The organism is Brevibacterium mcbrellneri ATCC 49030 (genome assembly GCF_000178455.1).
Taxonomy (GTDB): domain Bacteria; phylum Actinomycetota; class Actinomycetes; order Actinomycetales; family Brevibacteriaceae; genus Brevibacterium; species Brevibacterium mcbrellneri.
The window spans coordinates 1-3,042 of the sequence record NZ_ADNU01000059.1; the positions used below are offsets into that span (position 1 = coordinate 1).

At 67.4% G+C, this 3,042-nt stretch carries 3 protein-coding genes and 1 pseudogene; all 4 read right to left on the minus strand.

Annotated elements, in window-relative coordinates; all coding sequences use genetic code 11:
- Positions 1-944: P-type ATPase actuator domain-containing protein (locus tag HMPREF0183_RS09630; protein ID WP_005885499.1), on the minus strand; the 944-nt coding region annotated here is incomplete at its 3' end.
- An 88-nt stretch (positions 945-1,032) separates the two neighbouring features.
- Positions 1,033-1,620, minus strand: a complete 588-nt coding sequence (locus HMPREF0183_RS09635) for a YdhK family protein (protein ID WP_005885501.1) — start codon at positions 1,618-1,620, stop codon at positions 1,033-1,035.
- A 151-nt stretch (positions 1,621-1,771) separates the two neighbouring features.
- A complete protein-coding gene (locus tag HMPREF0183_RS13450) occupies positions 1,772-2,113 on the minus strand; it encodes a hypothetical protein (protein WP_005885503.1) in 342 nt (113 codons plus the stop codon).
- A gap of 49 nt (positions 2,114-2,162) precedes the next feature.
- Positions 2,163-3,042 (minus strand): annotated as a pseudogene (locus tag HMPREF0183_RS09645) (heavy metal translocating P-type ATPase); the annotation flags it as partial.

Sequence of the window (3,042 nt, forward strand, 5' to 3'; positions counted from 1 at the left end):
AGCAAGGCAGCCGCCTTGTCGGCGATGCGCTGGGCACGGGACGAAGACCCCTGGGCCTCGGCGACGAGCCTGTTGATGCCGGCCAGTGCCGTGTCGTCGCCGGTGGCGGTGATCTCCACCCGCAAACCGGAGTCAGTGGCCACAGTGCCGGCGGTGACCGCATCGCCCTCGCCGCGGGCGACGGGGCGCGACTCGCCGGTGATCATCGACTCGTCCATGTCAGCGCGGCCGTCGATGACGGTGCCGTCGGCGGGGACGCTGCCTCCGGGGCGGACGATGACGACGTCGCCGACGCGCAGCTCGGCCGGGTCGACCTTGACGGTTTCGTCGCCCTCGACGCGCTCCGCTTCGTCGGGCAGCAACGCGGCAAGGGAGTCCAGCGCCGAGGTTGTCTGGGCCAGGGACCGCATCTCGATCCAGTGGCCGAGCAGCATGATAACGATCAGCAGCGCCAGCTCCCACCAGAACTCGAGCTCGTGGTGGACGAGCCCCACGGTGGCGGCCCAGGAGGCGAGGAACGCCACGGTGATCCCGAGCGCGATCAGCAGCATCATGCCGGGCTTGCGGCTCTTCAGCTCGCTGACGGCACCGGTGAGGAACGGTGTGCCGCCCCAGGCGTACATGACGGTGCCGAGCACCGCGGCGACCCAGCGCGCCCAGCTGGGCACCGAGTAGCCCAGGAGCATGGCGAACATGGGGGAGAACGCGACCACCGGGATGGCGATGACGAGGTTGATCCAGAACAGTCGACGGAACTGGCTGACGTGGTCGCCATGGCCCGCATGACCACTATGACCACTGCCTTGATCGCCGTGCCCGGCGTGGGCACCGTGTTTCACGGCGTGGCCTTCGTGCTCGGCATGCGAGTCGTCAACATGGCCGGACTCGGTGGTCGCGACGCCGTCGTGGTCATGGTGATGGTGATGCGTGGTCGGGTCCGTCACTGCTCTTCGCTTCCCTTCGTTCTTCCCCGGTCTTTCCTTCGATCGGGTCGTGTCTCGCCGCGGACCCTTCAGGGCCCCAGCGGCCGGCTCAGGAGGCCGGCTTGATCTCGCTCTCGACGACCCACTTGTGGTTCGTCATGGTCTCGGACTCGTAGTCGACCATGTAGACGGTCTCGTCGGTGGAGGAGGCGATGGTGGCGTGAGTGCCCTTCATGCCCTCCATGTGTTTGGCCTCGAGGGTGACTTCGGTACCGTCGGCCAGGCGCTGGTCGCCGGCGTCCTTGATCTCCTCCTGCACGACCCACTTGTGGTCCTTGATCGGATCCCCGCCGGTGGTGGGCGTGAAGTTCACCGCATAGGTGTAGGTGTCGAACGCGCCGACGATCGTGGCGTTTGCGCCGTCCATGCCCTCCATGTGGTCGGCGGTGAGCGTGACCTTGGTGCCGGGCGGGTACTTCGGCGAGGAAGCCTTCTCGATGCCCTCTGGGGCGGGGCCGCCGTCCATCGGATGCTCCATCCCGCCGCCGTCGTTGATGCCACCGCTTCCGTGGCCCTCGTGCTGACTGGTCGACGATGGCGTCGCCTGGTCCTGGTCTCCGCCAGTACTGCAGCCGGTGAGCACGAGTGCTCCGCCGAGCACTCCCGTGGCGACGGTGGTGATAAGGCGCTTACGCATGAAATCTCCAATTCATCAGTCTGACCCGATCAAGCATATACCCCTATGGGGTATAAGTCAAATGTCGATCGGCGGGCGTGGAATCGTTTAGTTACGATCCGGTCGACCCGGGGCAATAGCAGTGATGCTGCAGGCCCGGGCCGTCGAAGGATCAGGCCATGTTGGCGGCGTACTTGGCGAGGTCGGAGTCGAAGGTCGGTCCGCAGCCGGGGCAGCAGAGCCAGTAGCGCTGCCCGTCGTAGTCACGGAAGAGGCCCTTTTCTTCGGCGTCCTGTTTGTTGACCGGATTGCCGACCATGACGGGGCAAGTGGTCATGCCGTCGCTGCCTTCGACCAAAAGGTTTTCGCGATGGCCGGAATCGGCGGCGGGGTTCTCTGTGCCGGCCGTGCCGCAGCAGCTGGAACCAGCGCTGACAGCTTCCTCGGCGACGGATGCCTCGACTGCGGGGGACGTACTGCAGCAGCTGGTGGGTGCCTGGTCTTCGTTGCTCATACTCGGTGCATACCTTTCGTGTGTTCGGATGATGGTTGGTTCTGCGGCGTCACTGCTTGGCGACGCTGCGGAACCCGCGCAGGCGGAGGCTGTTGCCGACGACGAACACGCTGGAGAACGCCATCGCCGCGCCTGCGAGCATGGGGTTGAGCATGCCCAGCGCTGCGATCGGGATCGCCGCGACGTTGTAGGCGAAGGCCCAGAACAGGTTGGACTTGATCGTGCCCAGTGTTTTGCGGGAGAGCCGGATTGCGTCGATCGCGGCTCGCAGGTCCCCGCGCACGAGGGTGATGTCGGAGGCCTCGATGGCGACGTCGCTGCCGGTGCCCATCGCCAGGCCCAGGTCGGCCTGGGCCAGCGCCGGGGCGTCGTTGACGCCGTCGCCGACCATCGCGACGACCTTGCCCTCGTTCTGGAGGCCGGTGACGACGTCGACCTTGTCCTTGGGCAGGACCTCGGCGATGACCTTCTCGATGCCGACCTCGGCGGCGATCCGGCGGGCCACGGCCTCGTTGTCGCCGGTGAGCAGGACCGGAGTGAGTCCCAGGTCCTTCAGTCCTTGGATCGCCTCGGCGCTGGTGGGCTTGACGGCGTCGGCGACGACGAGGATCCCGCGGGCCTTCCCGTCCCAGCCGACCGCGACGACGGTCTTGCCCTCTGCCTCGGCCGCGGCCTTAGCAGCGGCGAGGTCGGGCGAGAGGAGCTGCGACCAGTCGGCCAGGAGCGATTCCCTGCCGACGAGCACCGCGTGGCCGTCGACGACGCCCCGCACGCCCTTGCCCTCGACGTTCGCGAAGTCCACCGTCGTCGGCAGCTGACCGGCCTCCTGGACAGCGCCTTTGGCGATGGCCTGGGCGATCGGGTGCTCGGAGGCGTCCTCCACAGCCCCCGGCCAGGCGGAGCAGCTCGACGCGGTCCGTGCCGGGCTC

What these genes read in the sequence shown, in the direction of transcription:
- HMPREF0183_RS09635 (WP_005885501.1), bottom strand. Translation starts at nt 1,620, where the DNA reads ATGCGTAAGCGCCTTATCACCACCGTCGCCACGGGAGTGCTCGGCGGA.
- HMPREF0183_RS13450 (WP_005885503.1), bottom strand. Translation starts at nt 2,113, where the DNA reads ATGAGCAACGAAGACCAGGCACCCACCAGCTGCTGCAGTACGTCCCCC.